At 65.2% G+C, this 24,682-nt stretch carries 29 protein-coding genes; 13 read left to right on the top strand and 16 right to left on the bottom strand.

Annotated elements, in window-relative coordinates:
• Positions 1 to 143 precede the first annotated feature (143 nt).
• A complete protein-coding gene (locus QFZ30_RS09490) occupies positions 144 to 581 on the top strand; it encodes a VOC family protein (protein ID WP_307075594.1) in 438 nt (145 codons plus the stop codon).
• 101 nt (positions 582 to 682) lie between these two features.
• Here QFZ30_RS09490 and QFZ30_RS09485 read toward each other — a convergent pair whose 3' ends face one another.
• The 12 genes from QFZ30_RS09485 to QFZ30_RS09435 form a co-directional block, all read right to left on the bottom strand.
• Positions 683 to 1,234 (bottom strand): hypothetical protein, encoded by a 552-nt coding sequence (locus tag QFZ30_RS09485; protein WP_307075592.1) that lies wholly within the window; start codon positions 1,232 to 1,234, stop codon positions 683 to 685.
• Between the two features lie 187 nt (positions 1,235 to 1,421).
• A complete protein-coding gene (locus QFZ30_RS09480) occupies positions 1,422 to 1,940 on the bottom strand; it encodes a hypothetical protein (RefSeq protein ID WP_307075590.1) in 519 nt (172 codons plus the stop codon).
• Between the two features lie 243 nt (positions 1,941 to 2,183).
• Positions 2,184 to 2,282: an SHOCT domain-containing protein gene (locus QFZ30_RS09475; protein ID WP_307075589.1), complete on the bottom strand. Its 99-nt coding sequence runs from the start codon at positions 2,280 to 2,282 to the stop codon at positions 2,184 to 2,186.
• Between the two features lie 284 nt (positions 2,283 to 2,566).
• Complete coding sequence (locus QFZ30_RS09470; RefSeq protein WP_307075587.1) at positions 2,567 to 3,841, bottom strand: cytochrome P450; 1,275 nt, start codon at positions 3,839 to 3,841, stop codon at positions 2,567 to 2,569.
• Entirely contained in the window at positions 3,817 to 4,494 is a 678-nt protein-coding gene (bioD, locus tag QFZ30_RS09465) for a dethiobiotin synthase (protein ID WP_307075585.1), read from the bottom strand. Before bioD ends, QFZ30_RS09470 begins: the two co-directional genes overlap by 25 nt.
• Positions 4,491 to 5,663, bottom strand: coding sequence for an 8-amino-7-oxononanoate synthase (locus QFZ30_RS09460; protein WP_373462888.1), 1,173 nt, complete (start codon positions 5,661 to 5,663; stop codon positions 4,491 to 4,493). Before QFZ30_RS09460 ends, bioD begins: the two co-directional genes overlap by 4 nt.
• Positions 5,664 to 5,671: 8 nt before the next feature.
• A complete protein-coding gene (locus QFZ30_RS09455) occupies positions 5,672 to 7,033 on the bottom strand; it encodes an adenosylmethionine--8-amino-7-oxononanoate transaminase (RefSeq protein ID WP_307075582.1) in 1,362 nt (453 codons plus the stop codon).
• Positions 7,030 to 7,332: a biotin synthase auxiliary protein BsaP gene (gene bsaP / locus QFZ30_RS22110; protein WP_444875970.1), complete on the bottom strand. Its 303-nt coding sequence runs from the start codon at positions 7,330 to 7,332 to the stop codon at positions 7,030 to 7,032. Before bsaP ends, QFZ30_RS09455 begins: the two co-directional genes overlap by 4 nt.
• Positions 7,329 to 8,387, bottom strand: a complete 1,059-nt coding sequence (gene bioB / locus QFZ30_RS09450; protein WP_307075580.1) for a biotin synthase BioB — start codon at positions 8,385 to 8,387, stop codon at positions 7,329 to 7,331. The genes bsaP and bioB overlap by 4 nt, the downstream gene beginning before the upstream one ends.
• Positions 8,388 to 8,560: 173 nt before the next feature.
• Positions 8,561 to 8,830: a hypothetical protein gene (locus tag QFZ30_RS09445; RefSeq protein WP_307075578.1), complete on the bottom strand. Its 270-nt coding sequence runs from the start codon at positions 8,828 to 8,830 to the stop codon at positions 8,561 to 8,563.
• A gap of 95 nt (positions 8,831 to 8,925) precedes the next feature.
• A complete protein-coding gene (locus QFZ30_RS09440) occupies positions 8,926 to 9,510 on the bottom strand; it encodes a histidine phosphatase family protein (protein WP_307075576.1) in 585 nt (194 codons plus the stop codon).
• Positions 9,511 to 9,625: 115 nt separating this feature from the next.
• Positions 9,626 to 10,972, bottom strand: coding sequence for an alkaline phosphatase PhoX (locus tag QFZ30_RS09435; RefSeq protein ID WP_307075574.1), 1,347 nt, complete (start codon positions 10,970 to 10,972; stop codon positions 9,626 to 9,628).
• A gap of 33 nt (positions 10,973 to 11,005) precedes the next feature.
• Here QFZ30_RS09435 and QFZ30_RS09430 point away from each other — a divergent pair, with 33 nt between their 5' ends.
• Together QFZ30_RS09430 and QFZ30_RS09425 are read left to right on the top strand one after the other, a co-directional pair.
• On the top strand, positions 11,006 to 11,944 hold the full coding sequence (locus QFZ30_RS09430) for a 5'-3' exonuclease (RefSeq protein ID WP_307075572.1): 939 nt from the start codon (positions 11,006 to 11,008) through the stop codon (positions 11,942 to 11,944).
• A gap of 116 nt (positions 11,945 to 12,060) precedes the next feature.
• The gene (locus QFZ30_RS09425; protein WP_307075570.1) at positions 12,061 to 12,486 is read left to right on the top strand and encodes a ChaB family protein; all 426 of its coding nucleotides are present in this window, start codon (positions 12,061 to 12,063) and stop codon (positions 12,484 to 12,486) included.
• 49 nt (positions 12,487 to 12,535) lie between these two features.
• On the opposite strand, the gene QFZ30_RS09420 is transcribed toward QFZ30_RS09425, so the two are convergent.
• Positions 12,536 to 13,123 carry a hypothetical protein gene (locus QFZ30_RS09420; RefSeq protein ID WP_307075568.1) on the bottom strand — a complete coding sequence of 196 codons (588 nt, stop codon included), beginning with the start codon at positions 13,121 to 13,123 and terminating at the stop codon, positions 12,536 to 12,538.
• A gap of 261 nt (positions 13,124 to 13,384) precedes the next feature.
• Between QFZ30_RS09420 and QFZ30_RS09415 the strand changes: the two genes are divergently transcribed.
• The gene (locus tag QFZ30_RS09415) at positions 13,385 to 13,714 is read left to right on the top strand and encodes a YegP family protein (protein WP_307075566.1); all 330 of its coding nucleotides are present in this window, start codon (positions 13,385 to 13,387) and stop codon (positions 13,712 to 13,714) included.
• 150 nt (positions 13,715 to 13,864) lie between these two features.
• Positions 13,865 to 14,350 carry an HAD domain-containing protein gene (locus QFZ30_RS09410; protein WP_307075563.1) on the top strand — a complete coding sequence of 162 codons (486 nt, stop codon included), beginning with the start codon at positions 13,865 to 13,867 and terminating at the stop codon, positions 14,348 to 14,350.
• A 17-nt stretch (positions 14,351 to 14,367) separates the two neighbouring features.
• On the opposite strand, the gene QFZ30_RS09405 is transcribed toward QFZ30_RS09410, so the two are convergent.
• On the bottom strand, positions 14,368 to 14,736 hold the full coding sequence (locus tag QFZ30_RS09405; protein WP_307075561.1) for a nuclear transport factor 2 family protein: 369 nt from the start codon (positions 14,734 to 14,736) through the stop codon (positions 14,368 to 14,370).
• Between the two features lie 109 nt (positions 14,737 to 14,845).
• Here QFZ30_RS09405 and QFZ30_RS09400 point away from each other — a divergent pair, with 109 nt between their 5' ends.
• From QFZ30_RS09400 to QFZ30_RS09390, 3 genes are all read left to right on the top strand, one after another.
• Positions 14,846 to 15,049: a hypothetical protein gene (locus QFZ30_RS09400; protein WP_307075559.1), complete on the top strand. Its 204-nt coding sequence runs from the start codon at positions 14,846 to 14,848 to the stop codon at positions 15,047 to 15,049.
• A gap of 87 nt (positions 15,050 to 15,136) precedes the next feature.
• A complete protein-coding gene (locus QFZ30_RS09395; protein ID WP_307075557.1) occupies positions 15,137 to 17,026 on the top strand; it encodes a gamma-glutamyltransferase family protein in 1,890 nt (629 codons plus the stop codon).
• A gap of 129 nt (positions 17,027 to 17,155) precedes the next feature.
• On the top strand, positions 17,156 to 19,333 hold the full coding sequence (locus QFZ30_RS09390; RefSeq protein WP_307075556.1) for an amylo-alpha-1,6-glucosidase: 2,178 nt from the start codon (positions 17,156 to 17,158) through the stop codon (positions 19,331 to 19,333).
• Here the strand turns inward: QFZ30_RS09390 and QFZ30_RS09385 are convergent.
• Entirely contained in the window at positions 19,330 to 19,677 is a 348-nt protein-coding gene (locus QFZ30_RS09385; RefSeq protein ID WP_307075554.1) for a DUF6510 family protein, read from the bottom strand. The genes QFZ30_RS09390 and QFZ30_RS09385 overlap by 4 nt on opposite strands.
• A gap of 149 nt (positions 19,678 to 19,826) precedes the next feature.
• On the opposite strand from QFZ30_RS09385, the gene dtd reads away from it, so the two are divergent.
• Entirely contained in the window at positions 19,827 to 20,279 is a 453-nt protein-coding gene (dtd, locus tag QFZ30_RS09380) for a D-aminoacyl-tRNA deacylase (protein WP_307075552.1), read from the top strand.
• A 94-nt stretch (positions 20,280 to 20,373) separates the two neighbouring features.
• On the opposite strand, the gene QFZ30_RS09375 is transcribed toward dtd, so the two are convergent.
• The gene (locus tag QFZ30_RS09375; RefSeq protein ID WP_307075550.1) at positions 20,374 to 20,874 is read right to left on the bottom strand and encodes a MarR family winged helix-turn-helix transcriptional regulator; all 501 of its coding nucleotides are present in this window, start codon (positions 20,872 to 20,874) and stop codon (positions 20,374 to 20,376) included.
• A gap of 185 nt (positions 20,875 to 21,059) precedes the next feature.
• Here QFZ30_RS09375 and QFZ30_RS09370 point away from each other — a divergent pair, with 185 nt between their 5' ends.
• The 4 genes from QFZ30_RS09370 (at position 21,060) to QFZ30_RS09355 (ending at position 24,610) form a co-directional block, all read left to right on the top strand.
• Entirely contained in the window at positions 21,060 to 21,998 is a 939-nt protein-coding gene (locus tag QFZ30_RS09370) for an SDR family oxidoreductase (RefSeq protein ID WP_307075548.1), read from the top strand.
• Between the two features lie 5 nt (positions 21,999 to 22,003).
• On the top strand, positions 22,004 to 22,897 hold the full coding sequence (locus QFZ30_RS09365) for an amidohydrolase family protein (RefSeq protein ID WP_307075546.1): 894 nt from the start codon (positions 22,004 to 22,006) through the stop codon (positions 22,895 to 22,897).
• Positions 22,898 to 24,073, top strand: a complete 1,176-nt coding sequence (locus tag QFZ30_RS09360) for an acyl-CoA dehydrogenase family protein (RefSeq protein ID WP_307075544.1) — start codon at positions 22,898 to 22,900, stop codon at positions 24,071 to 24,073.
• An 81-nt stretch (positions 24,074 to 24,154) separates the two neighbouring features.
• On the top strand, positions 24,155 to 24,610 hold the full coding sequence (locus QFZ30_RS09355; RefSeq protein ID WP_307075542.1) for a MaoC family dehydratase: 456 nt from the start codon (positions 24,155 to 24,157) through the stop codon (positions 24,608 to 24,610).
• Positions 24,611 to 24,682 lie beyond the last annotated feature (72 nt).

Below are 24,682 nucleotides of genomic sequence, written 5' to 3'. Positions count from 1 at the left end.
TCAGCTGGGCTTGGGCTGCACGTTCGAACCCTAGTTCGGTCCCTCGAAAAGCTATTGTTTTGCATCGTGATTTCCCGGGGCTTGTTCGATCAGATCCCTGCCCCTACTGGAGCTATTCGCCCCGGCTCGGTAACGTGCAACGCATGGCCATCAAATTTGAGAACGTCGGCATCGCCGTTCGCGACCTCGAAGCAACGATCTCCTTTTTCACCGACCTCGGTCTCACAGTCGTCGGCCGTGACACAGTCAGTGGCGAGTGGACCGACACTGCCGTCGGCCTTGACGGCAACCATGCCAACATAGCGATGCTCCAAACGCCTGACGGTCACGGTCGCCTTGAGCTCTTCGAGTACATTCACCCCGAAGCGATCGAGTCGGAGCCCACTCGTCCCAACGAGATTGGCATGCACCGCGTCGCGTTCTCAGTTGACGACTTGGACAAAGCCCTGGAGATAGCCGCGAGGCACGGCTGCGGTCCGCTTCGGGGCGTGGCGACCTATAAGGACGTCTACAAGCTCACCTACGTCCGCGGTCCCAGCGGCATCCTCGTGATGCTCGCCGAGGAACTCAAGAAAAACTGAGGGCCCGCTCGGCGCAGTTCAGCGTGTATTGCTCGGCCTCAGGCTTCAAGTCTGCCCGCTGGGCCACCCCGTTAAGGGCGGTCCTCAGTTAAGGGCGGTCCTCAGTCCTCGACGATGGACATCGGCAGGCCGAACCCGTGCACGGAAGGGGCGATGGTGTCTAGCTGCCAGCCATCCGTGGATGCCCGGAACGTCGCGGTCTGCGGTAACGAGTAGCCCGACGGGACGTTGCTCGGGCCATTCGCTGTCGAGGCGAGGTATTCCTCGGTCAATTCCTTGAAATGGATGATCGCCTCCGAGCCAGTCACCTCGATGGATTCCACCATAACCGTCGTGGAAAAGGACGTATACCAGAAGCCAGATGACTTGAATCCGGCCTTCGACCGGGTCACCACCGGGAGGTCGCGTATTCGCTTGGCCCGGTAGGCCGCGGTCGTCTGCCCATCGGCGAGGCGCGGAGCCGGGAGAGTCTCGAGGACGGTGCCGTTGCGATCCTCTACAGCAGCCTGGATGATGGCCGCGAACTCGGACGACGACGAACTGGGCACCGCAGCGGGCGATTCCACCGTGAGCGACCCGGCGGGCTGACACCCGGAAAGGGCCAATCCGAGCAACGCCGCGACGGCGGTCAAGGTGCGCGGGTATTTCATCATGGTCCCCCTCGTCATTCATGTCCTCACAGCCTGCCCTGCCGGCCGCACCCGGTCAACGGCGCTCAGCATGTCCCGTTCTTGGATTGCGCGGGACAACCCACCCTGCTGCGAATCTGTCCCGTTGAGGGTTCGGCTCCTGGCTGGCTAAGGAATTGATCCGGCTCCATGGGCACGGGCTGGACTCACACTAGTGAAAGGGAAGCTCTGCGCCTTGTTGGAAAGGCCACACTCCTTGTGCGGGGGTCATGGTGAACCACTCGCCGCCCTGCTTGGTCGCAAAAATGATGACTCTCTGAGCGGTATCGAGCGGATCGCCGTCCGGGTAGGACTCTCCTACAGTGCAGGTCGGGGGCATGGAGGAGATGCGGAGCTTCCCAACTCCGGGGTCCCCTTTGAGTACCTGCTCGACTTCAACAAGGTGGGTCGTGGCCTTGTGACCGTAAATGCTGGTCTCACCGGCCTGGCTTACAGACCTTCCGATGAGCACCGCGCCGGCCTTGTCGTATTGGTCTTGAGGGGTTTCGAATCGGACCCACTCAACGCACGCGAAGGGGCCACCGCTTGGAACGGGGTTGCTGGTAGAACCAAGGATTGAGCCGGTCGGCGCTGGGGAGTTGTTGGGGGAAGCGGAGCTGGTGGAGTTCTGCGTGGGTTCCGCGGTTCCCGGTCCGCCCGTCATGTTGTCGCCGCATGATGTCAGCAGCATGGTGAGAAGTAGGTAGGGAACTATGCATTGCCACAACCGAATGCGTTTCATTGTGCTCCCCGTAGATGGACGCTGATCGGAGCATATAAGCTGCGGGACCTGTATTCATAGGATGCCGCTCTCGGAGCAGCACACGCTGGGACAGGAGGACTGAGGATCAGCTATCGAGGCGGCGCTTGGCGGCCTCAAATTCTGCCGGGGAGAGCGCCCTGCGAATAGGCAATCGCAGGAACTCCTGAATTATCAGCCTTCAAGGATGCGGCGCTTGGCGGCACTGAATTCCTCATCAGAAAGCGCGCCCTTCATACGGAGGTCTGCAAGGAGGGCAAGTTCTGACGCCACGGACTTTTTGCTTCGTATCTAGCATTGAACGGTGGGCCGGGAAGATTAGGGGCCCGGTGATCTGCTCGTTGGCTTTTTCTAGGGCGCGTCCGCCGAACCGCTGGACCATGCAATTACCGAGGCGTATTACTGGTCCTTAGGTCAGATGAGTCGCCTGTTGCAGGATGCCGGGTTCGAGGTCCTCGACGTCGAAACGCGCCAGGATCCGGCAGACGACCGCACGCAGCTTTCGCCGCGATTGCCGGGTGAGGGTTCAATGAACGGGGAGTCTACTCATTACTGTTCTACTCGACGTTTTGCAGTTTGTGGGGCAGCTGCTCGAGGATCCCGGCCACGTCACCACGCACCACGGTGACTGTCCGGGGTGCCTGAAAGGATAGGAGCCGGATCCGTTCGGGCTCATGGTCCCGCAACTGTATCCCGGGCAGTGCTCCGGCCGTTTCCTGGATGATGATGGCCGCCTCCAGTTCTGCGAGCTTGGCCCCGAGGCAGCGGTGGATACCGGAGCCAAACACCAGGCCGTGGCCGGTGGATTGTCCTCGCCGGGCCGCCTGCGCAGGTATGGGCAGGCTCCCGGTTTCGGCCGGTGCCGTGATGTGGTTGCCGCTCAGCTCCAGCAGGATTTCGGCGCCGGCAGGGATCGCATCGCCAGCAAGGTTCGTGTCGTGGGCTGCCACCCGGCGCCAGGTCGGGACGGATGATTCGGTGGCAAGCACGTGCCGGAGCATGGACGCGGACCCCGCTTCAGACGAGGCGTCCTTCCAATCCACAGGCGCGGACCCCTCCAGGAGCCGGAACAGGGTGGTGCTGATCAGCTGGGTGGTTGTTTCCTGTCCGGCAATCAGCAGGAAGTAGCCCAGCGAGCATATTTCCGGCGTTGACAGGCCATGCTCGGCCAGGGATTTGAACAGGTTGCGTCCGGGGGCCGTCCTGGATTCTGCTACGAACTTCCTCAGCCAGACGTAGAAATCTGCGGCGCTGTGGGCCAGATCGAGTTGCCGGTCCTCGTCAGGCCAGCCCCAGAACAGCTCCATGGAATCAAGGCCCCACCGCTTGAGGGCGGCAAGATCCCGAACAGGCAGCCCGAGGAGTTCGAGCATGACGACTGCCGGGGGAAACGCCGCGACCGTCTGCACCAGGTCCACATGACCGGAAGAGTCCAGTCGGTCCGCAGCGTTACCTGCCGCTTCCCGTGCCAGTTCACGGATCCTCGGTTCCATCGCGGCGACGGTGGCCGGTGTGAAGAAGCCCGCCACGACCTTGCGGATCCCGCCGTGGGTGTCCGTGTCGTTGCTGGCCAGCACGGGAGGCAAGGCAAAGCGCACACTCTGCAGCACGCGCAGGGCGGGCCCTTCCAGGGGTGTCACCGCGACCAGGGCATTCGCGGGGCTGAAGTCGGCAGGCCTGTGCAGGACTTCACGGACGGTGTCAGGGTCACGCACCACGAGGTACGGGCAGCGGGCCGGGTCAGGGGATTCCGTGAGCCCCGGGGTTTCCACCAGCGGCTGCGCGCGGGCCGCTGTTGATGCCGGGTTCATGCTGGCAGATCGATCAGCCAAGCGGCCGCTCCGGCACGGAAAGCAGCCGGGGACAGTTCCGAGGCCTGCTCGGGAAGGGCTCCAAGGAAGGGCACCGGCAGCGATCCGAGAACCTGGCGGTTGCTGTGGTGGACAAGCTCAGGGTTGCCCGGCCAGCTTCCCAGCACGACGCCGAGGACCTGTTGGCCCCGCGCCTCCAGCGCCTCGAGGGTCAGGGCGGTGTGGTTCAGGGTGCCGAGGCCGGGCCGGACGACAACCATGAAGGCCGCCGCCAGGAGCGATCCAAGGTCCGCCAGCGTGCCGCCGTCGGAATCCAGGTCCACCAGCAGGCCGCCTGCGCCCTCAACCAGGACGTGGTGGTGGGATCCGGCGAGCTCGCGGATTCTCTCGGCGTGCGCCGCCACCGGGGGGAGCTGGATTCCGTCGACGGCGGCTGCGGCGGCGGGCGCCAGGGGCTGCTGCAGCACGACTCCGGTTTCTGCTGTTACGGCGCCGGCGAGCCGGATAATCTCGGCCGTGTCCGAATCGCCGGCGGCAGCTCCTGACTGGCACGGTTTGTAAACCGCGACGCTGCGACCCGTTCCGTGGAGGACGGCGGCGAGGGCCGCCGTCGTGATCGTCTTGCCGACGCAGGTGTCCGTACCGGTGACCAGAATGATGCCGGGCAGGTTCATGGAAGTTCCTCCAAAATGCCGCGCAGCACTGCGCAGCTGTCTTCGATTTCCTCGGGCGTAAGGGTGGCTCGGGCAGTGAGCCGCAGCCGCGAGATCCCGTCGGGGACGGACGGCGGGCGGAAGCAGCCGATCCGGACGCCGGCAGTGCGCGCGGCCCCGGCGGCCGCCAGGACGGCTTCGGCGGAAGGCATGGCGATGGACTGGACGGCCCCCGCCATTTGCTCGACGACGGGCTGGTCGACGGCGGTGCCGTGGGCTGCAAGGGCCGGGGCGAGCCCGGCGGCAAGTGCCGCAGCGTTCCTGCGGACGGATCCGGCCCGCCAGGGTTCGTCGCGGATAATGCGTACCCCGGCGAGGGCCGCTGCGGCGGAGGCGGGCGCCAGGCCGGTGTCGAAGATGAAGCTGCGGGCCCGGTTGATGAGGTGTTCGCGCAGCAGGGGTGATCCCAGGACTGCTCCGCCCTGGCTGCCCAGGGCCTTGGACAGCGTCGCCGTCACGATCACGTTCGGATGCCCGGCAAGGGCGGTTCCGGCCACGGAGCCGCGGCCCTGGAAGATACCGGTGCCGGTGACTCCGAGGCTGTGGGCCTCGTCGATGAGCAGCACGGCGTCGTTCTGCTCGGCCAGGGCCAGCAGGTCAACGAGCGGCGCTTCGTCGCCCAGGACGCTGTAGAGGGATTCGACGGCGATGAGGGCGCGCGGCTCCGACCGGTCGGCAAGCAGGCGGCCGGCTTCCTCCACGCTGTTGTGGGTGAACGGTTCGGTGCGCGAGCGGCTGAGCCGCATGCCGTCGATCATCGAGGCGTGGCAGTGTTCATCCGCGACGATCAGGGTCCCGGGGCCGCCCAGCGCCGTGATCACGCCGATGTTTGCCAGATAGCCGGAGGAGAACACCAGCGCCGTTTCCATCCCGGCGAGCGCTGCCAGTTCCTGCTCGAGCTCAAGATGCAGCCTGGTGGTTCCGGCCACCAGGCGCGAGGACGTGGCGCCTGTGCCCCAGAGCGATGCGGCCGCCGCAGCGGCCTCTGCAACCCGCGGGTCCGCCGCGAGTCCCAGGTAGTCGTTGCTGGCCAGGTCGATGAACTGTTCGTCCGCCGCCCGGGGGAGGGGGCGGCGGACCAGGCCCCGGCGTTCCCGGACCGCGGCCTGAGTCTCGAGCCATCGGGTCATCGACGCGCTCATGCCGCGTCTCCGGACCGTGCCGAGGCGCGTTCGTGGACTTCGGCGACAGCCCCCGTCATGCCCGCGGTGATCTGCCCAACGTCCGCCGCGGTGCTGATGTACGGAGGCATGGTGTAGACGAGGTTCCGGAACGGGCGGACCCAGACCCCGTGCCGGATGGCCGCCGCAGTGACCGCCGTGACGTCGACGTCGTCGTGGAGCTCGATGACCCCGACGGCGCCGATAGTGCGGACATCCCGGACGGCCTGGAGTGCCCGGGCGGGGGCGAGCCCGGAGGCCAGCCCCGCGCCGATCCGGGCAACGTCGGTCCGCCAGCCGCCGTCGTCGATGATGCTGAGACTGGCGTTGGCAACCGCACATGCCAGCGGGTTGCCCATGAAGGTGGGCCCGTGCAGCAGGGCACCGGCCTGGCCACGGGAAACCGTTGACGCAACCTCGCCTGTGCAGAGCATCGCGGCGAGGGTCAGGTATCCGCCGGTCAGGGCTTTACCTACGCACATGATGTCTGGCACGACGCCGGCATGGTCGGCCGCGAAGAGCTCGCCGGTGCGGCCAAAACCCGTGGCGATCTCATCGAAGATCAGCAGCAGCCCATGCCGGTCCGCCACCTGCCGCAGCGCTGTCAGGCACTCGGCCGGGTAGGCGTGCATGCCGCCGGCACCCTGGAGGACCGGTTCGACGATGATCGCGGCCAGCTCCCCCGAGTGCGCAGCCGCGATGTCCCCGAGCTCCGACGCCCACGCCATCACAGTCTCCGGAGTCGCGGACGCCGCGGCGGGGGGACGGGGAGCAAACACGTTGCCGGCCGGCAGGCCCGGGAAGGCGGAGTGCATGCCGTCCACGGGATCGCAGACCCCCATTGCGGCAAAAGTGTCGCCGTGGTACCCGCCACGAACGCTCAGGAACCGCTGCCTCTGCGGGTGCCCCGATGCGGTCTGGAACTGCACCGCCAGCTTCAGCGCAACCTCCACGGCCACCGAACCCGAGTCCGCGAGGAACACCCGCTCCAACCCCGGCCGGCCGGGAGCGGCAGGGGCCATGCCCACCAGCCGCTCGGCCAGCTCCACCGCCGGGGCATGCGTGAGGCCGCCGAACATCACATGGCTGAAGCTCTCCAGCTGCCGTCTCACAGCAGCATCCAGCACCGGGTGGCGGTAGCCGTGGATCACAGACCACCACGAGGACATCGCATCAACCACCTGGTGGCGTCTGCCGTCCGCGCCCCTAAGCCGCAGCCGCACGCCGTCGGCGGCCTCCGCCTCCCACAGCGGAAGGTCCGGGGACGCCGGGGCGTAAGGGTGCCACAACCGTGCGCGGTCCCGCTGGATCAGGCTCAGCGGCGCCATGCCTTCCGTCATGGTTCAAGCACCCCGTGGCGGGAGCATTCCGCGGACCATCCCAATGGCGTGACCTGGACTTTCATGCGGCGCCGGCAGGCGGCGCAGTAGCGCGGCGGCTCCATGGCGAGATGTTCGGCGCAGCGGCGGTGAACGTCCGACGTCGGGGTGGCACCGCCGTCGGACGGCTCGCCGCAGTGCCCGCAAAACCCGGCGGTTGAGCCCGCCGGAAACCCGCCGGTTGAGCCCGTCGAGCCTGGGGCCACGACCGCCGGGTTCCCTGGCCGAGCTTGCGACGTTAGGGAGCGGTTGGGGATCATAGCGTTTGCTGGAGCTCCTTGATGGGCATGTTCAGCTCGACGAGCAGGTTCAGGTCGGCGGTGGCCGGGCGGCCCAGGGTGGTGAGGTAGTTGCCCACGATGACGGCGTTGATTCCGCCCATCAGTCCCTCGCGCGTTCCCAGATCGCCGAGGGTCAGCTCGCGGCCGCCGGCGTAGCGCAGCACCGTTCTGGGCATGGCCAGCCGGAAGGCGGCGATGGCGCGGAGGGCGTCCTTGCCGTCCATGATTCCCTGGTTTTCGAGGGGAGTTCCGGGGCGTGGGTTGAGGAAGTTCAGGGGGACCTCATGTGGTTCGAGGGCGGCAAGCTGGGCTGCCAGTTCGGCCCGCTGTTCCAAGGACTCGCCCATGCCGATCAGTGCCCCGCAGCACAGTTCCATGCCGGCGGCCTTGACCATGTTGCACGTTTCGAGGCGTTCTTCGTAGCTGTGCGTGGTGACCACCTCGGGGAAGTAGCTGCGGGCCGTTTCCAGGTTGTGGTTGTAGCGGTGCACGCCCCAGCTGGCGAGCTGGTCCACCTGCCGCTGGGTGAGCATGCCCAGGGAGCAGGCGATGTTGATGTCCACTTCTTCGTGGATGCGGTCGATCGCGAACTTGATCTGGTTCATCAGTTTGATGTCGGGGCCGCGGACGGCGGCGACGATGCAGAATTCGGTGGCTCCGGTGGCGGCCGTTTCCTTGGCCGCTTTGACGAGTTCCGGAATGTCGAGCCAGACGCCGCGGACAGGGGAGTCGAAGAGGCCGGACTGGCTGCAGAAGTGGCAGTCCTCGGGGCAGCCGCCCGTCTTGATTGAGATGATGCCTTCCACCTCAACGTCTTCGCCGCAGTGCCTCAGCCTGACCTCGTGGGCCAGCTGCAGGGCCGCCGGGAGCGCTTCATCCGGGAGGCTGAGTACTTCCACGAGCTGCGCCTGGGTCAGGCCGACGCCGTCTTCCAGGACCTGCTGGTGGGCAGTTGCCAGGATGTCGTAGCTAGCGTTGTTGCTCGTTTCGTCGCTCGGTTTTTCGCTCGCGGCGATGTTTGCCTGAATCGTCATCGATGGGTCCTTTGCGCTTGCTGGCTGCGGATATTCCTCCGAACCGACGCTAGTTCCCCGTTGGGGACAAGATTTTGTTGGCTCCCGACAAGCAGGAGTACGTGATGTTAGACGGACCACCCTATGGCCCCGGCGGATGACCGGGCGCCGGCGCCTTCCACGAGCCTGTGCTGCTACGTTTCGTGCGTCGTCACGATGTCATGGAAAGCTGCCCATTCGCTGACGTCCCGGCGTTCGATCGCGGCGGCCATCAGCTCGGGAAACAGATCCGGCGTGCAGGCGAAGGCCGGCACGCCGATTCCGGCGAGGGCAGCGGCATGGTTCGAATCGTCGTTGCTGCCGGTATCGGACCATGGACCCGGACGCGCGAGTTTTCGGGCGGCTGCCAAGGAAGATTGGTCGGGCGCGGTGCCGATCACCTTTTCCTCGCTCCAACGCCCCATGAAGCACATTCTGCCCGACGCCCCCGGTGCCGCAACAGAGGCAAGGCGGTGTGTGGCTCGCTTTGGGCAGCAAGGTTCTTCCGGTCGTGGCCTGCTCAGCCCTGAACGGCGGCCACTACCCGCTCCCCGTTGAAGTATTCGAGCTGCCAGCCGTCAACGGCGTGGTGGTGGGCGAGGTTGAGCACGGCGTTATCGATGCTTTGAAGGGTACGGGCGACGGCGCGGCCGAGGCTCACGCGGATGAGCGTGCCATGGGCGACCACCAGGACGCGACGGCCGCGGAACTCCTCGGCCAGTCCTTCCAGTGCGGCCAACCCGCGGCAGGCTGCCTCGTCCTCGCTTTCGGCGCCGCGGAAACCGTTGGGGATGCGCAGTGCATCCAGTTCGGGGCCGGCCTGCAGGCCCTCCGCGGGTCCGAAGCGGCGTTCGGTGAGCTCAGGCACACGCCGGGCCACGCTGAGTCCCAGCCCGGCGGCAATCAGGTCGGCGGTTTCCGCGGCCCGGCTCAGCGGGGAGGACACGATCGCGTCCCACTCGTAACCGGAAAGGACGGCGACGGCGTCGCGCGCCTGGTCGCGGCCGGTATCGTTGAGCGGAATGTCAGTGGATCCCTGCAGCCGGCGCTGCGCATTCCAGTCTGTCTGGCCATGGCGGATGAGGGCGAACGTCGTAAGGGTCATGCGTTCCATTCTGCCTTGAAGTGGGCCGGCCCCGGACAGCCCGGCTAGCCCGGGGACTGCAGGCCCCGCCCGCACCGCGGAGCGGGGCCTGCAGCCACTCTAGGAGAGTGCTTGGCTAGCCGGCTGTGGCCGCGGCGTTGGACGGCCGGGTCCAGGGACCGGTGATGGCCAGCGTAAAGCCGGGGGACTGGATGTTGGCGAAGAGCCACTTTCCGTCCTTGCTGAACGCCGGGCCGCAGAACTCCGAGTCGTTGTATTCGTTGCGGGCCAGCGGGTAGGACATGCCCTCGCTGGTCACGCCCACCAGGTGCGAGACGCCTTCGCCGTCCTCGGCCAGGATCAGCCCGCCCTGCGGTGCAACCGTGATGTTGTCAGGCCCGTCGAAGTGCCCGTCCACCTCCGTGTCCGGGTTCACTCCGAAGATCGTCGTCAGCGTGATGCTCTCGGTGGCCGGGTCGTAGAGCCAGACCTGGCCGTCGTGTTCGTTGACGGAACCGTCGGAATTGCGGGCGAAGCTGGAGACGAAGTACGCGCCGTTGTCGCCCCACCACTGGCCCTCGAGTTTGCGGGCACGGGTGATTTCCTCATTCGTGAACTGCTTGCGCACCGAGGTGGTGCGGGCGTCACGGTCCGGCACATCGATCCACTGGACCTTGTAGCGGGTGCCTACTTCGGTGGCCTCGGAGAGGTCCTTGATGTGGGTGGAGCCGCGGAAACACTTCATCGCCTGCAGCCGCCCTGCGACGTCACCGCCGGAGGACTTGGCGAGCGCGTGCAGCGCCCCCTTGCCGGGGATGAAACCGGCTGACGGCGTCCACCGCAGGTAGAGGCCGTTGGGGTTTCCGGCGTCCTCGGTGAGGTAGATCTGGGTGGTGGCGGGGTCGATCGCTACGGCCTCGTGGGAATAGCGGCCCAGGAATTTCAGCGGGACCGCGGCGTGGCCAATGTTGGCCTCGCGGCTGGCGGGATCTACTTCGAAGACGTAGCCGTGGTCTTTGGTATTGGTTCCGGAACCGGCGCGCGCCTCGGTTTCCTCGCAGGTCAGCCAGGTGCCCCACGGAGAGATTCCTCCGGCGCAGTTGTTGTTGGTGCCCGCGACGGAGGTGTACTGGGCCACGCGGTTGCCGTCGGCATCCACGATGAGGGTGGAGGTGCCGCCCTTGGCCCCGGGGTCATAGGTAAGACCCTCGACGACGGGGACCGGGTAGGGCTCGGCGCCGCTGTTCTCGTGGTTGCAGATCAGAACGGATCCGCCGCTGGGACCATCAAATACGCCGATGCCGTCAGGATCGGAGGGGTGGACGCCCTCAGCGGTGGCGGTCTGCCCCGAGCGGGCCAGCAGCTTGTAGACGAAGCCCTCCGGCAGAGCCAGGATGCCCTTGGGGTCCGGGACCAGCGTGCCATAGCCGAAGGCGTTGCGGGTCGCTGCGTTGGCGGGCCGCGGGCAAAGGGCGAATGACACGGGCGTGAGCTTGGCATCTGTATAGGATCAGTTATGTCCAACCGCCTGATGCTGCTCGACACTGCGTCGCTGTACTTTCGTGCTTACTACGGCGTGCCCGACACCATCCGCCGCGCCGACGGCACACCGGTGAACGCCGTCCGCGGCCTGCTGGACATGATCGCGCGCCTCACCACCGACTACGACGCGACGCACCTCGTTGCCTGCTGGGACGACGATTGGCGTCCGCAGTGGCGGGTGGACCTCATCCCCACCTACAAGTCGCACCGGGTCGCAGACGTTGTAGCAGGGTCCCCCGACGTGGAGGTGGTGCCGGACGCGCTCGAGGCGCAGATTCCGATGATCCGCCGGATGCTCGAACTCTCCGGCATCGCCGTCGTGGGGGCCGCGGACCATGAGGCCGACGACGTCGTCGGCACCTACGCCAGCCACGCCGAGCTGCCGGTCGACGTCGTGACGGGCGACCGCGATCTCTTCCAGGTGGTCGACGACGCCCGCCAGGTGCGGGTGATCTACACCGCCCGCGGAATGAAGAACCTCGAAGTCGTCACCGACGCCGTCGTCGTGGGCAAGTACCGGGTGCTGCCCGAGCAATACGCCGACTACGCGACCCTCCGCGGCGACGCCTCCGACGGGCTGCCGGGCGTCGCCGGCATCGGGGACAAGACCGCCGCGTCCCTGCTTGGGGAGTACGGCACGCTTGACTGGCTGCTCGCGGCGGCGGCGGATGCGGGAAGCGGGCTGTCCACCCCTGTGCGGTCGAAACTCGCCGCGGCCGCGGACTACCTCACGGTGGCTCCCGCCGTCGTCAAGCTTGTCCGCGACCTCAAGCTGCCAACCCTTGAGGAGGCGGGCGCACAGCTGCATCCTGTTAGCGGCGAGCCGCGCGCCGAACTGGAGCGTCTCGCCACCGAGTGGAACCTTGGCGGCTCGGTCAGACGACTCCTCGAAGCGCTCGACCAACGTCACTGAGAGCGTTTCCCCGTCTTGTTTGTTTGATATTGGGCGAGGGCAGCCAGCCAGAGGATCCGTGACTAAGCTGGGTGCATCCGGATGATCAGCCTGCTGATGAAGGAGTGTGGGGCGCCATGCCGAAGACCGGAAAAAACGATCACGCCCGCAAGGAAGAGCTTCCCTCGACCCTGCAGCGCTCTGAACAGAAAGCCCAGGACACTTTCGCCAAAACCTACGATTCTGCCCTCGAGTCCTACGACAATGACGAGAGCCGTGCTGCCCGTACAGCCTACGCATCGTTGAAGCACAGCTACGAGAAGGTGGGCGACCACTGGGAGCCGAAGGAGGAGCGCGGCCCCTCCGACAAACGCGCGGAGGAGGGGATTGATTCATCTGAGCCCACCGCTGCGGGCGTGGACGCGAACGCGTCGAAGGAACACCTTTACAAGCGAGCCCAGGAGCTGAATATCGACGGCCGATCGAAGATGGATAAGGACGAACTGGTCCAAGCGCTGCAGAAGGCCAACGACGCCGCTACCCGGAAGGCACGTGGAGGCTAATCCAGGGGCACTGTGCCGACGATTGAGGCGTAGGGTTCTGCCTGCATGCCTAGCCGCCGTCGGCTGCCGGCAGGAGCCGGCCGTTCCTGATCCGTGATTCGCCAAACTCCACGGTCAGTGGCTGAATCTGCCAGGATCCGCGGTGCAGGGTCTTTGGGCGGCCCACGGCCACGTGGGGTACCCAGCGCGGATACCTGTAGCCAAGTGCGCGTGAGCTGAGGATAAAGTCATCCACATTGTCCACGAGCAGCTCGTCCAGCAGTTCATGCAGGCCCTGCACCAAGGACACCTGGTGGTCATGCACATGCTGTGGCACGTCCACCTCGAGTCCAGAGATGCTTCCGCCTCCGAGCACGATCAGTCGGTCCGCCGTTCCGGAAAAGCCTTCCGATACCGGCAATGCCTTCAACCAGCTGACCGTCCGTCGGGCGGCGGCGCCGGCACTGGTGATGCCTTTGGTCCAGTCCGCGACGTCCTGGGAGAAGTCCTCCAGGACGCCAAGGTGCAGCAGAGTCATGTGCAGGCCCTGCGGCCTGCGCAAGGCATTGACGTAGCTGCCCAGTTCCTCGTAGTCAGACGGCCCGGATCCCACGCCGAGCACCGGCACCTCCACTGTGATGCGCGGAAGCGTTTGCATCCGGACCTCCTCAACCCGGCGCTGTCCCGCCGAGGTCTCGCTGCAATTATCCTCCACTGCGAACGCTTGGAGTGCTGGCGGAAAAATTGTCCCGTTTGGTCTTGCGGTCACTGGCCACCTGCGCCAGACTCTTTAGCAATTGTGAATTGATAAATTGGCATCGCAGGACAAAACCAGCGGGACGGGGACGCAAGGGTGCGTCCCTGTCTGTTCCGTGGCAAAGACGCCGCGGAGAGAATCCCGCAGACCGGGAGGATTGTCATGGCCGGAATGTTTGAGCTGTTCGTTGACGCGGAGTCGTGTTTCAGGTTCCGTCTGACAGCGCCGGATGGCACGGTGATGGCTGTTTCGAAGGCTTTTGACGACAAGAGCGCAGCTGTTGCCGGCATTGCCGCCGTGCGTGAGTACGCCGGCATGGGACTTGTTACCGACCTTTCCCCGATGGCCTGCGGGGCGGCGCCGCCGGAGGCACGGGACGTTTCGGTAGCCCCGGTCCGTGAAGTCCGGCGCATCCCCGACGCCGATCTTCACGCCCGCGCCAGGGCAATCCGCCGGGAGGCCAACGGTCCTCGGTGGGCCCGGGCTGTCTGAACCCGCTGGGGGAGTGGGGCTGTCCCGGCGCGCTGGCTGTTTCTGCGTTTGTGACTGTTCATGGAGCCTTCTCAGCGTGACAGCACGAGGAGAAGGCATCTTCCCATGGCGGGTATTTCCCGAGCGGATGCGCCAGCTAGTGTCCCGTTCATGAAGCTGCTGATCCTTCTGGACATTGATGGGGTGCTGAACCCAGTCGCGCGTGCGGCCGGTCCCGGCGGAGAACCGGAGCTGGTCCTGTCCGAGACGAGGATCGCCCTGGTGAGAAGGCTGGCAGCGCTGGGACGGATCGCCTGGGTCTCGACGTGGCCTGCGGAGCAGAGAGCCGGGCTGGAGAGGCAGCTGCAGCTGCCGCTTGAACCGCTCCGGGTTCCGCTGTCAGGCTCGCTGAGCGAGTCCGATGCGGCGACGCCGAAGCTCCGGCCGGTGAGTCGTTGGCTGAAGAAGATGGAACTGCTGGGCGAAGCTGAGTGGGATGCCGTCGTCTGGATTGATGATGTGCTCGGACCCGACGCGCGCGAGTGGGCGCACCAATACAACCAGCCGGTCCTGCTGGAGAGGCCGTCGCCGGCCCAGGGCCTGACGGAAGTGCACGTCGTGGCGGTTGAGGTCTTCGTTGACGGCGACGGCGGCTGAGTTCAGGTGAGATGGGTTCAGGTGAGCTGCGAGAACATGTCGTTCCCGCTTGCCGTCGTAGCCGGGACTTCCTGCAGCACGTCCCAGTGCTCGATGATCTTGCCGTCGTCACTGAACCGGAAAATATCCACCCCTGCAGAGTTGAACGTCTTGTTATGCGAGTGGACGGCGACCAGGTCACCTTCGGCGATCACGCGATGAACTTCGACGTCGACCGGTCCGAACTGTGAGAAGAAGTCCTTGACGGCCTGCAAACCATCGCCTGCCTGCGGGTTGTGCTGCTTGTAGTCCTGCACGATCAGCTGGTTGAAGGCCTCGGTGTCACCTGCCCGGAAGGCATCGAAAAGCCGCGCCACCGTCTCCTTGTTGGCTTCGCTGGTGGCCATGGTGAGTCCTCCTGACAGCGGGTATATGGCTCACAGAGTACGCGCGGCTGGTCGGGTCAACAAGCTTGTTCGAGGAGTAGGGTTTGCCTTGGCTGACGAAGGGGTCCACATGAGCTATAAATATCGAACCGTCCGGGTGCGCGGCACCGACCTGGTTGGCACCATTGCGCGCAAACACGGGAGCGGGGCCGAGATCTATGAAACCTCCAAAGACCCGAACACGTCGGTAGTTCCAGTGTTTTTCCCGGCCACTGGCGAGGTCCGATTCTTCGACCGGTCAATGCTGGAGGATGTCGTAACGCCTGCCGGTTAGAGTTTCAGGGCAGCGTTGAGAGTCGCACCACGGCGGAGTAACGTGGCCCTCACCTCCACCGTGCATCACCCTGACTCGGGAGCACCCATGCCATATGTGAGACGTCAATTTGCTGCAGTCACGGCGGCCCTGGCAATGAGTGTAACGAGCGGCGCTGTCGTCAGCCCCGCGTTCGCCGATCCGCGGGTGATTGATAAGACCGCGACTGCCACCGGGTACGGCGGCGCGGTGAGCACCGTGGATCCGGAGGCATCCGCCGCGGCGATCGAGGTCCTCCGCGAGGGCGGCAACGCCGCGGACGCCGCCGTCGCAGCAGCCGCAACCCTGGGCGTGACCGAGCCGTACAGTGCCGGGATCGGCGGTGGCGGCTACTTCGTCTTCTACGACGCGAAGACCGGCGAGGTCAGCACGATCGACGGCCGCGAGACCGCACCGGCGGCAATGCCGCGTGACGCATTTATCGATCCCTCCACCATCACCCCTGAAAAGCCGGCCGGCAGCCCCTACAGTTTCGCGGCTCTCGTCTCAAGCGGCGTCTCCGTGGGGGTGCCCGGCACCCCGGCAACCTGGGAGCGCGCACTTGAGCGGTGGGGGACGCTGAGCCTCGGCGAGGCCCTCGAGCCTGCGATCGAAGTCGCGGACCGTGGCTTCGTGGTGGATGAAACGTTCCGCCAGCAGACCCTCGACAACGCTGTCCGCTTCTCGGCATTCACCTCAACCAGCAGCCTCTTCCTCCCAGGTGGTGACGCACCCGCCGTCGGCAGCGTCTTCCGGAACGACGACCTCGCCCAGACCTATGGGCTCCTCGCGAAAGAAGGAACGCAAGGCTTCTACGGGGGCCCGCTGGCGGCGGAGATCGCCGCGACAGTTCAGGCTCCGCCCAAGGACCCCACTTGGACGCCTCCCGTTTCGCAGCCCCCATTCCCGCCGCTCCCCGTCCCGCCCGGCTACATGACGACGGCGGATCTCGCCGCCTACCGCGCCCTTGACCAGGCGCCCACGCACGTGGAGTACCGCGGCCTGGATGTCTACGGGATGGCGCCGTCGAGCAGCGGAGGCACAACAGTGGGTGAGGCCCTGAACATCCTCGAGCCGTTCAACCTCTCGGAAATGCGTAATCCTGACGGCACGAATCCCGAGGCCCTGCACCATTACCTCGAGGCGAGCGCACTGGCCTTCGCAGACCGCGCCAAGTACGTGGGCGATCCGGCCTTTGTGGACGTCCCCACCGCCGCACTCACTGACCCGGTGTTCGGTAAGGAGCGCGCATGCCAGCTCAACCCGACGGTGGCGGCCCTGAAGCCAGTCCCGGCAGGGAATGTGGCCTCGTACGACGGCGCGTGCCCTGCCGCCGCCGCTGCGCTCACCGATGAGAAGGACACCGAGAACATCTCGACCACCAACCTGACGGTCGCGGATAAGTGGGGCAATGTGGTCGAGTACACGCTCACGATCGAGCAGACCGGCGGGTCCGGCATCGTGGTGCCGGACCGCGGATTCCTGCTGAACAACGAACTCACGGACTTCTCGACTGTGTACGATCCGACCGACCCGAACCGGCTGGAGCCGGGGAAGCGCCCGCGCTCCTCGATGTCGCCCACCATCATCCTCAAGGAGGGAGAGCCGTTCCTCGCGCTCGGCTCGCCAGGCGGATCAACGATCATCACGACTGTCTTGCAGACGATACTGAACCGGGTGGATCTCGGCATGAGCATCCCCGCAGCACTCGCCGCCCCCCGTGCGGCGCAACGGAACACCGTCAATGTCACGGCGGAACCGGAGTTCATCACGGCGTACGGAGACCAGTTGGCACCGTACGGTCATAAGTTGGTGCCGGCGGGTGACGCCTTCACGTCAGCAGCAGAGATCGGCGCGGCCACCGCAATCGAGTTCGGGCCCGGCAAGCGGATGGTCGCCGCGGCTGAGCCAGCACGGCGCGGAGGCGGCTCGGCGATGGTGGTCAGACCGTCGCCGTGAGCCCTGCCGTAAAACCTCCGCCGCCGCGAGGTCCAGTATCGAGGCAGGCCCGTCTGGCGTGCAACCAGGCGCCGGCGTAGATTCAGATCAGCACAACGCGACGGATTCGCTTTCACGTGGGAGCCAGTGATGGCCGGATGGAATGCAGACAATGCGGCCGGGCCTGCCGGGCACGGGGCCGTAACTCTGGTCGAAGGCTCCTCGTTCTGCATTTCGCTGGATAACGGGGATATCCTTCCCGATCGTCCCCATGGAGTCTTCCATCAGGATACGAGAGTCCTCTCCCGGTGGGGCCTGACCATTAACGGCCAGCCGATGGAGCCCCTGGGCGCATGGACGCCTTTCCCGTTCCAGGGAATCTTCGTCGGCAGGACAGTCCGTGCCGACGGCCGGGCCGACAGCCCGTTGACGGTGGAACGCAGGCGGGAAGTAGGTGCCGGGATCGTCGAAGAGATCACGATCCACAACTATTCCCTTGAACCTGCCGGGTGCGACGTCGAACTGTCCGTTGACGCGGACTTCGCTGACCTCTTCGAAGTAAAGGACGGGCGGTTCCAGCGGCGGTGGACACAGACTCGGCGGACCGAGGACGGAGCGTTGACGATCGAAGCCGTCTGGCACGGCCTGCAAAAGGGTATCGTCGTCAGCGTGACGGGCGGCGACGCCGGTTTGGAGGGGCTCCGTCTGCGCAGGGACATTCCGGCGCAGGGGACGTGGACTATCTTGGCGACCGTGGCGCCCCTGTTCGCCGAAACCGACCACACCTCCCGAACCTTCGGGACTTCACCCGATGCCCTGTCACCGCAGGCACTCCGGCAGCAAGCGTGGGACACGCGTATTCCGCTTACGCGCGTCGGCAATCCGTCCGTCGAACGAAGCCTCCTGCGCAGCCACAATGACATCGGGGCCCTGCGGATCGTCGATCCGCAGCATCCCGACCGCGTGGTGGTCGCGGCTGGGGCGCCGTGGTTCATGGCACTGTTCGGGCGGGACTCATTGCTGTCCTCCTTCATGGTTCTGCCCGTCGACGCGTCGCTGGCATTGGGCACGCTGCAGACCTTGGCCGACCGGCAGGGCTCGGTGGTTGATGTCCTGACCGAGGAACAGCCGGGTCGGATTCTGCACGAGGTGAGGTTCGGCGTCGGCACGGGCCTGGCACTGGGCGGGAAGTCCGCCTACTACGGCACCGCCGATGCGACCCCCCTGTTCGTGACCCTGCTCGGCGAAGTCAGCCGTTGGGGAGCTGCCGCCGACGACATCGCCGCGCTGCTGCCCCATGCAGACCGCGCTCTGGAGTGGATCCGGGATTACGGAGACCGTGATGGAGACGGGTACGTCGAGTACCAGCGCCTCAATAACCAGGGGCTCATCAACCAAGGCTGGAAGGACTCCTGGGATGGGATCAACTTTGCCGACGGCCGGATCGCGGAGGCTCCCATCGCATTGTGCGAGGTGCAGGGCTACGTGTACAGCGCCTACATCGCCCGCGCATGGATGGCGCACGCTGCGGGCGACTGGGCACTTGCCGCGGAGCTCCGGGATCGTGCCGAGCGGCTGAAGAAGCAGTTCAACGAACAGTTCTGGCTGCCGGACCGCGGCTACTACGCCATCGCCCTCGATAAGGACAAACGGCCCGTCGATGCCTGCGCATCCAACATGGGCCATTGCCTGTGGTCGGGAATCGTGGATGAGGACAAGGCGCCGCTGGTCGCCGAGCGGCTGATGTCCCCGGAGATGTTCAGCGGTTGGGGTGTGCGGACCCTGGCCACGGACATGGGTGCGTACAACCCGGTCAGCTACCACAACGGCTCCGTCTGGCCGCACGACAACGCGCTCATCGTTGCCGGCCTGATGCGCTACGGCTTCGTGAAGGAAGCACAGCAGCTTTCCTCAGCACTTGTGGAAGCCGGCGAACATACGGATAACCGCCTGCCCGAACTGTTCTGCGGCTTCAGCCGGTCCGACTACCCGGAACCGCTCCCATACCCCACAGCCTGCTCCCCGCAGGCGTGGGCATCGGCTACCCCGGTGATGCTTATCAGGAGTCTCCTCCGTTATGAGGTGGATGTCCCTTTGGGCGGACTGTGGGTGGATCCGGTTTTACCGGAAGCCTGGGGGAGCCTGCACACCACAAACCTGCCTGTCGGCGAGGCATGGATCAAGCTCGATGTGACAGGATCCCGGGTTACGGTGGATGGCTTAGCCCCGGGCATGATGTTCCACAGGGGAACGAGGCCATTGCTGGTCGATCTCTTGGACCCGGAACGGCATCGTCCTAGGGAAGTGAAGGGGTCCCGCCCCAACTAGCCCTCGCGGTCGATCTGCAGATAGCTGAGTCCGCTGACGTCGAGCCAGTACCAGGTGGGAGTCTCTACCAGGCGCAAGAGGACACCCCCGCAGGAAGTGCAGCGCACAACGATTCCCGGGCCGTCGGCGTAGACCGATGCCTCCCCGAAGGCCCGGATGGCGCCGCAGTGCTTGCACCGTCCGATGGCTGCAATGATGTCGATGCGGAACAGTTCCCACAGCGGTCCTGCCGCAGCGTTTCCATCGAGATGAGGTATTGGATTGGCCGCGGTTCCGGCGATGTCCTGGTCCTCGAGGCGCGGGTCTTCAGCGCCCGGGGAAGCGGAGCCGTTGTTGCCAGTCACCGGATCCCTCCCGTTCCGCCGAAGCGTTCTGTCTTGACGGGACACAGCATGAGTATCCACCCTCGACCGGACAGAATATAGGCCGTCCCGGCGGACTGGAATCGGGCCCGGACCGACATCAGGTGTCCGGTCTCCATTAGGGTTGATTCGTGCGAGCCATCCTTCAGCGGGTCACAAGGGCCGAGGTAACTGTCGACGGCGAAACGGTGGGGGCCATCGACCGCCCCGGGCTGGTAGTCCTGGCCGGCGTCACCCACAAGGACACCATTGAGGACGCGGCAGCCCTCGCTGCCAAGATCTGGACCCTGCGGATCCTCGACGGCGAGAGGTCATGTGCCGACCAGAACGCACCCTTGCTGGTGGTTAGCCAGTTCACCCTGTACGCAGACACAAGGCGTGGACGGCGGCCCTCCTGGTCCGACGCAGCGCCGGCGGACATCGGCGGGGCTTTGGTTGACTCCCTTGTGGCCGCCCTGCGTGACCTCGGAGCGGAGGTGGCCACCGGTCGGTTCGGGGCCATGATGCAAGTGTCCCTGATCAACGATGGTCCCTTCACGATTAGCCTGGACACCGCCGACTTCTCATCGCCTCGCCGCGGCTGAAAGCGGGGACGCTTCGGTTCGTTGCAAGCCGGGACGTGATCACGAACCCGACCGAATCCGGGAATGTACTGCAGAGTCCTGGTCCGGCAGATGCCTAACCAGCCGGAGTAAAAGCAATCCTGCGGAGCAGGCCGCGGAGCTGATCACATTCGTCGACAGTCAGAGCTTCGAGGGAGCTGGCTTCGGCTTCTCGAACGGCCCTAGAGGCATTTTTGTACAGCTTCTTGCCGGAAGCAGTTGCCCGGATGGCCTTGGAGCGCCGATCGTTCCTGTCGCCGATGCGCTCCACAAGGCCGCGCTGCTCCAGTGCGTCCACGATCGCGACGATTTGGCTGGGCACCAGGCACAGGAAATCAGCCAGTTCCCGCTGGGACGGAGCTTCCGCCGTGCAGGCGAGGGCGAGTACGGAATAGGACCGGACCTTCAGATCCAGTGGGGCCAGCATTGAGTTGGCCCGTGCCGTTCCGATGCTGACGGCGCGGGCGGCGAGGAACTCGATTTCAGTGACAAGTTCACTCGCAAGCAACGGATCGGCAGACGCCGGTGTTGAGGGATCAAATCGGTTCTCAATACTGTCCGCGAATGTTCCGGTCATGGGTCCTCGTCTCTCTCGCAGGGTCATCAACGGCTTCCCCTAGGATACAGCGAACGCAGAAACAGAATAGTTTCAAACAGAATGATTGACTTTTTGAATGGCATGGGTTGTTATTGAGATGACCCGATGTGGACCGGTCGAGCCGGTTGAAACGGCAGCACGCATCCCACAACTCAAGGAGAGACATGAGCCTCGAAGGAAAAGTAGCAATAGTCACAGGGAGCGGACGTGGACTGGGACTGGCCTACGCCCAGGAACTCGCCCGCCTGGGTGCAGCCGTGGTCATCAACGACGTTGACGCGGCCGTCGCAGCAGAGGCAGTGCAGAGCATCACCGCCGCAGGTGGCAAGGCTGTGGCCGTCGCGGCGGCAGTCGGATCCACCGAAACCGCCAGGCAGTTGGTCAGCGCTGCCGTGGACACATTCGGCCGCCTGGACATCCTGGTCACCAACGCGGGGGTGCTGCGGGACAAGTCACTTCTGAAGATGACCGACGAAGACTTTGACCTGGTCATCAACGTCCATGTGCGGGGGACCTTTACATGCGTCCGCGAAGCCTTCGCTTACTTCAAGGAAAACAACGTGGCTGGGCGGATCATCACCATTGGATCCCCCACCGGGCAGCGCGGCAACTTCGGCCAGACCAACTACGCCGCCGCGAAGGCGGGCATCGTGGGCATGGTGCGCACCTGGGCCCTGGAGATGAAGCGGGCCGGGGTGACCGTCAATGTGGTGATCCCGGTGGCTGCCACCGCCATGACGGAAACCGTTCCGTTCTTTGAAAAGGCCGTCCAGGCTGCCGCCCGCGGCGAAGCGATGCCGGAGTTCTTCCGCAAGGATCTTGGATTCGGCACAGCCGCAGACGTCGCAGGGCTCGTCGCTTTTCTCGCCTCCGATGAGGCGGGCCAGATCACCGGCCAGGCCATTGGAGTCGGCGGAGACCGCCTGCAGCTCTGGACCCACCCGGAAGCCGCGGCCACGGAATACCACAACGGCGGCTGGAGCTACGAGGAGCTCATCTCCAGCTTTGACGGCCTTTTCGGACACAAGCTGCAGAGCGTAGGCGAGGAATTCCCCGAGCTCCCTGCAGAGCTGCGTCCCGAACCGGCCGCCGCGGCCCATTAAGCGCCATGAGTTACGTATCCGCACTGGATGTTGAGTCGCTGGCTGCGATCGACATGCACGTCCACGTCGAGGTGGATGACCACGGGCACAACGCCCTGCCGCAGGAACTTGTGGACGCGGCCAGCAAATACTTCAAGGCCCAGGGTCCGCGTCCCAGTCTGGATGACATCGCTGAGATGTACCGTGAACGGAACATGGCAGCCGTCGTCTTCACCGTCGATGCCCACCGGGCGCTGGGCCACCAGCCCAACAGCAGCGAGGAAATCGCGCTGGGTGCGGCCCGGAACAACGATGTGTTGATTCCGTTCGGTTCGGTGGATCCGACCAGCGGGCCGGAGGCCCTCGAGAGGGCCAGGCTGCTGGCGGGGGACTATGGCGTCCGGGGTTTCAAGTTCCACCCCACGGTTCAGGGCTTTGATCCCTCCGGCCAGCAGTTCTACCCCCTGTGGGAGGTCCTGCAGTCCTTGGGCCTTCCGGTCATTTTCCATACGGGTCAGACCGGCATCGGTGCCGGGCTGCCGGGCGGCTTCGGGCTGAAGCTGGGTCTGTCCAACCCCATCCTGCTTGACGCCGTGGCAGCGGACTTCCCGGAACTGCAGATCATCATGGCCCACCCGTCGGTGCCGTGGCAGGAAGAAGCCATTGCCGTGGCCACGCACAAGGCCAATGTGTGGATCGACCTCTCTGGCTGGTCGCCCAAGTACTTCCCTGAGATCCTGGTGCGGCAGGCCAACTCGGTCCTGCAAAACAAGGTACTGTTCGGCTCCGACTTCCCGCTGATCAGCCCGGACCGCTGGTTGAACGACTTTGCCGAACTCACTTTGAAGGACGAGGTCCGGCCGAAGATCCTCAAGGACAATGCGGTGCGGCTGCTGGGCTTGAATGACCGGGTGGCATAAATGACCGGGTTCTACCCCTCGGACCAGTACGGCTTCTCAACCCTCCTCACGGAGGATGAGCGCCAGGTGCTGGGCCGTCTGCGGACCGTCCTTGAACAGCAAGTCCAGCCACTCCTGGCTGACTGCTGGGAGCGGGGCGAATTCCCCGAACAGATCATCAAGCCCCTGGTGGCCCTGAACCTGATGGATCCGCCTGAACTGACCCGGGGCGGCGCCCTGCCGGGTGGCCTCTTTGGCGGGTTCCGGAACTTTGAACTTGCCCGCACCGACGCCTCGGTGGCCACGTTCTATAACGCCCAGTCCGGGCTGTTCCGAACAGCGGTCAACCTGGGCGGCAGCCCCGAACAGGCGGCGGAGTGGGACCCGCTCATCCGCAGTTTTGAAATGACCGGCGCCTTTGCCCTGACCGAGCCCCACCATGGCTCAGACATTGCCGGAGGCCTGGAAACCAGCGCCCGTCACGAGGGCGACGCTTGGGTGATTAACGGCGCCAAACGCTGGATTGGCGGCGCCTCAACCGCCGATTACCTGGCTGTTTTTGCCCGCGACGAGGCGGACCGCCAAGTCAAGGCGTTCCTGGTCCACACGGACACCCCGGGCGTCGCGCTCAGCAAGACCGAGGGCAAGATGTCCCTGCGCATCATGCAGAACTCAGACATCACACTCAGCGATGTTGTGGTGCTGGAAGATCACAGGCTGCAGAAGGTGAACGGATTCAAGGACGTGGCCGGGCTGTTGCGGAACATGCGCTCAGACGCAGCCTGGATCGCCACCGGGCTGCAGGCCGGCGCCTACGAGGCCGCGCTGCGCTACGTCAATGAGCGTAGACAGTTCGGCCGGCCGCTCGCCGGATTCCAGCTCATCCAGGAAAAGCTCGCCGCCATGCTGGGGAACGTCACAGCGTCCCTGGGCATGGTGGTCCGCCTGACCCAGCAGCAGGACGAGGGCATCTACAAAGACGAAAACTCCGCCATGGCCAAGATGTGGTGCGCCGCCCGGGCACGGGAAACCACCGCCCTGGCCCGTGAAATCTGCGGCGGAAACGGCATTCTCCTCGACACGGGCGTGGGTAGGTTCTTCGCCGACGCCGAGGCCGTCTACTCCTACGAAGGCACCCACGAAATCAACTCACTCATCGTGGGCCGCGCCCTCACCGGCATCAGCGCGTTCCGTTAGCCGCATTCCGTTAGCCGCATTCCGTTAGCCGCGTTCCGTCAGGCATTGCGCAGACCAACACCAACCACAGCAAGGAGCATCATGAGCACCACCACCGTAACTTTCGAAGAACTGTCCGGCATGGCAGGGCATGACCTGGGCTACACCGACTACATCGAGGTATCCCAGGGGCAGATCAACACCTTCGCCGATGCCACCGGCGACCACCAATGGATCCACACGGACCCGGAGAAGGCCAAGGACGGACCGTTCGGGGTACCCATCGCCCATGGCTTCCTCACGCTGTCCCTGGCTATCCCTTTCTGGACCGAGCTGCTGGAGGTCACAGACGTGAAGACCAAGGTCAACTACGGACTCGACAAGGTCCGCTTCCCCTCGCCGGTGAAGGTGGGCTCCAAGATCCGCATGCGTGCCACCATCGCCAATGTCACCGAAATCCCGGGTGGCATGCAGATCGGTGTGGACCAGAGTATCGAGGTTGAAGGCGCCGCCAAGCCCGCCGTCGTCGCGCATTCCCTCTACCGCTTTTACTCCTGACAGAACCCGCCGACGGCGGTGGGCCGGGAATCGATGCCGGCCCACCGACGTCGGCGTCAGAATTCATAGGAA

Origin of the sequence: Arthrobacter pascens (assembly GCF_030815585.1) — a bacterium.
GTDB lineage: Bacteria > Actinomycetota > Actinomycetes > Actinomycetales > Micrococcaceae > Arthrobacter > Arthrobacter pascens_A.
Note: the sequence above shows the minus strand (reverse complement) of the source record. Positions and strands in the feature narration are given on the sequence as shown.

What these genes read in the sequence shown, in the direction of transcription:
- QFZ30_RS09490 (WP_307075594.1), top strand. Translation starts at nt 144, where the DNA reads ATGGCCATCAAATTTGAGAACGTCGGCATCGCCGTTCGCGACCTCGAA.
- QFZ30_RS09485 (WP_307075592.1), bottom strand. Translation starts at nt 1,234, where the DNA reads ATGATGAAATACCCGCGCACCTTGACCGCCGTCGCGGCGTTGCTCGGA.
- QFZ30_RS09480 (WP_307075590.1), bottom strand. Translation starts at nt 1,940, where the DNA reads ATGCTGCTGACATCATGCGGCGACAACATGACGGGCGGACCGGGAACC.
- bioD (WP_307075585.1), bottom strand. Translation starts at nt 4,494, where the DNA reads ATGAACCTGCCCGGCATCATTCTGGTCACCGGTACGGACACCTGCGTC.
- QFZ30_RS09460 (WP_373462888.1), bottom strand. Translation starts at nt 5,663, where the DNA reads ATGACCCGATGGCTCGAGACTCAGGCCGCGGTCCGGGAACGCCGGGGC.
- QFZ30_RS09455 (WP_307075582.1), bottom strand. Translation starts at nt 7,033, where the DNA reads ATGACGGAAGGCATGGCGCCGCTGAGCCTGATCCAGCGGGACCGCGCA.
- bsaP (WP_444875970.1), bottom strand. Translation starts at nt 7,332, where the DNA reads ATGATCCCCAACCGCTCCCTAACGTCGCAAGCTCGGCCAGGGAACCCG.
- bioB (WP_307075580.1), bottom strand. Translation starts at nt 8,387, where the DNA reads ATGACGATTCAGGCAAACATCGCCGCGAGCGAAAAACCGAGCGACGAA.
- QFZ30_RS09445 (WP_307075578.1), bottom strand. Translation starts at nt 8,830, where the DNA reads ATGGGGCGTTGGAGCGAGGAAAAGGTGATCGGCACCGCGCCCGACCAA.
- QFZ30_RS09440 (WP_307075576.1), bottom strand. Translation starts at nt 9,510, where the DNA reads ATGACCCTTACGACGTTCGCCCTCATCCGCCATGGCCAGACAGACTGG.
- QFZ30_RS09430 (WP_307075572.1), top strand. Translation starts at nt 11,006, where the DNA reads ATGTCCAACCGCCTGATGCTGCTCGACACTGCGTCGCTGTACTTTCGT.
- QFZ30_RS09425 (WP_307075570.1), top strand. Translation starts at nt 12,061, where the DNA reads ATGCCGAAGACCGGAAAAAACGATCACGCCCGCAAGGAAGAGCTTCCC.
- QFZ30_RS09420 (WP_307075568.1), bottom strand. Translation starts at nt 13,123, where the DNA reads ATGCAAACGCTTCCGCGCATCACAGTGGAGGTGCCGGTGCTCGGCGTG.
- QFZ30_RS09415 (WP_307075566.1), top strand. Translation starts at nt 13,385, where the DNA reads ATGGCCGGAATGTTTGAGCTGTTCGTTGACGCGGAGTCGTGTTTCAGG.
- QFZ30_RS09410 (WP_307075563.1), top strand. Translation starts at nt 13,865, where the DNA reads ATGAAGCTGCTGATCCTTCTGGACATTGATGGGGTGCTGAACCCAGTC.
- QFZ30_RS09405 (WP_307075561.1), bottom strand. Translation starts at nt 14,736, where the DNA reads ATGGCCACCAGCGAAGCCAACAAGGAGACGGTGGCGCGGCTTTTCGAT.
- QFZ30_RS09400 (WP_307075559.1), top strand. Translation starts at nt 14,846, where the DNA reads ATGAGCTATAAATATCGAACCGTCCGGGTGCGCGGCACCGACCTGGTT.
- QFZ30_RS09395 (WP_307075557.1), top strand. Translation starts at nt 15,137, where the DNA reads ATGCCATATGTGAGACGTCAATTTGCTGCAGTCACGGCGGCCCTGGCA.
- QFZ30_RS09390 (WP_307075556.1), top strand. Translation starts at nt 17,156, where the DNA reads ATGGCCGGATGGAATGCAGACAATGCGGCCGGGCCTGCCGGGCACGGG.
- QFZ30_RS09375 (WP_307075550.1), bottom strand. Translation starts at nt 20,874, where the DNA reads ATGACCGGAACATTCGCGGACAGTATTGAGAACCGATTTGATCCCTCA.
- QFZ30_RS09370 (WP_307075548.1), top strand. Translation starts at nt 21,060, where the DNA reads ATGAGCCTCGAAGGAAAAGTAGCAATAGTCACAGGGAGCGGACGTGGA.
- QFZ30_RS09365 (WP_307075546.1), top strand. Translation starts at nt 22,004, where the DNA reads ATGAGTTACGTATCCGCACTGGATGTTGAGTCGCTGGCTGCGATCGAC.
- QFZ30_RS09360 (WP_307075544.1), top strand. Translation starts at nt 22,898, where the DNA reads ATGACCGGGTTCTACCCCTCGGACCAGTACGGCTTCTCAACCCTCCTC.
- QFZ30_RS09355 (WP_307075542.1), top strand. Translation starts at nt 24,155, where the DNA reads ATGAGCACCACCACCGTAACTTTCGAAGAACTGTCCGGCATGGCAGGG.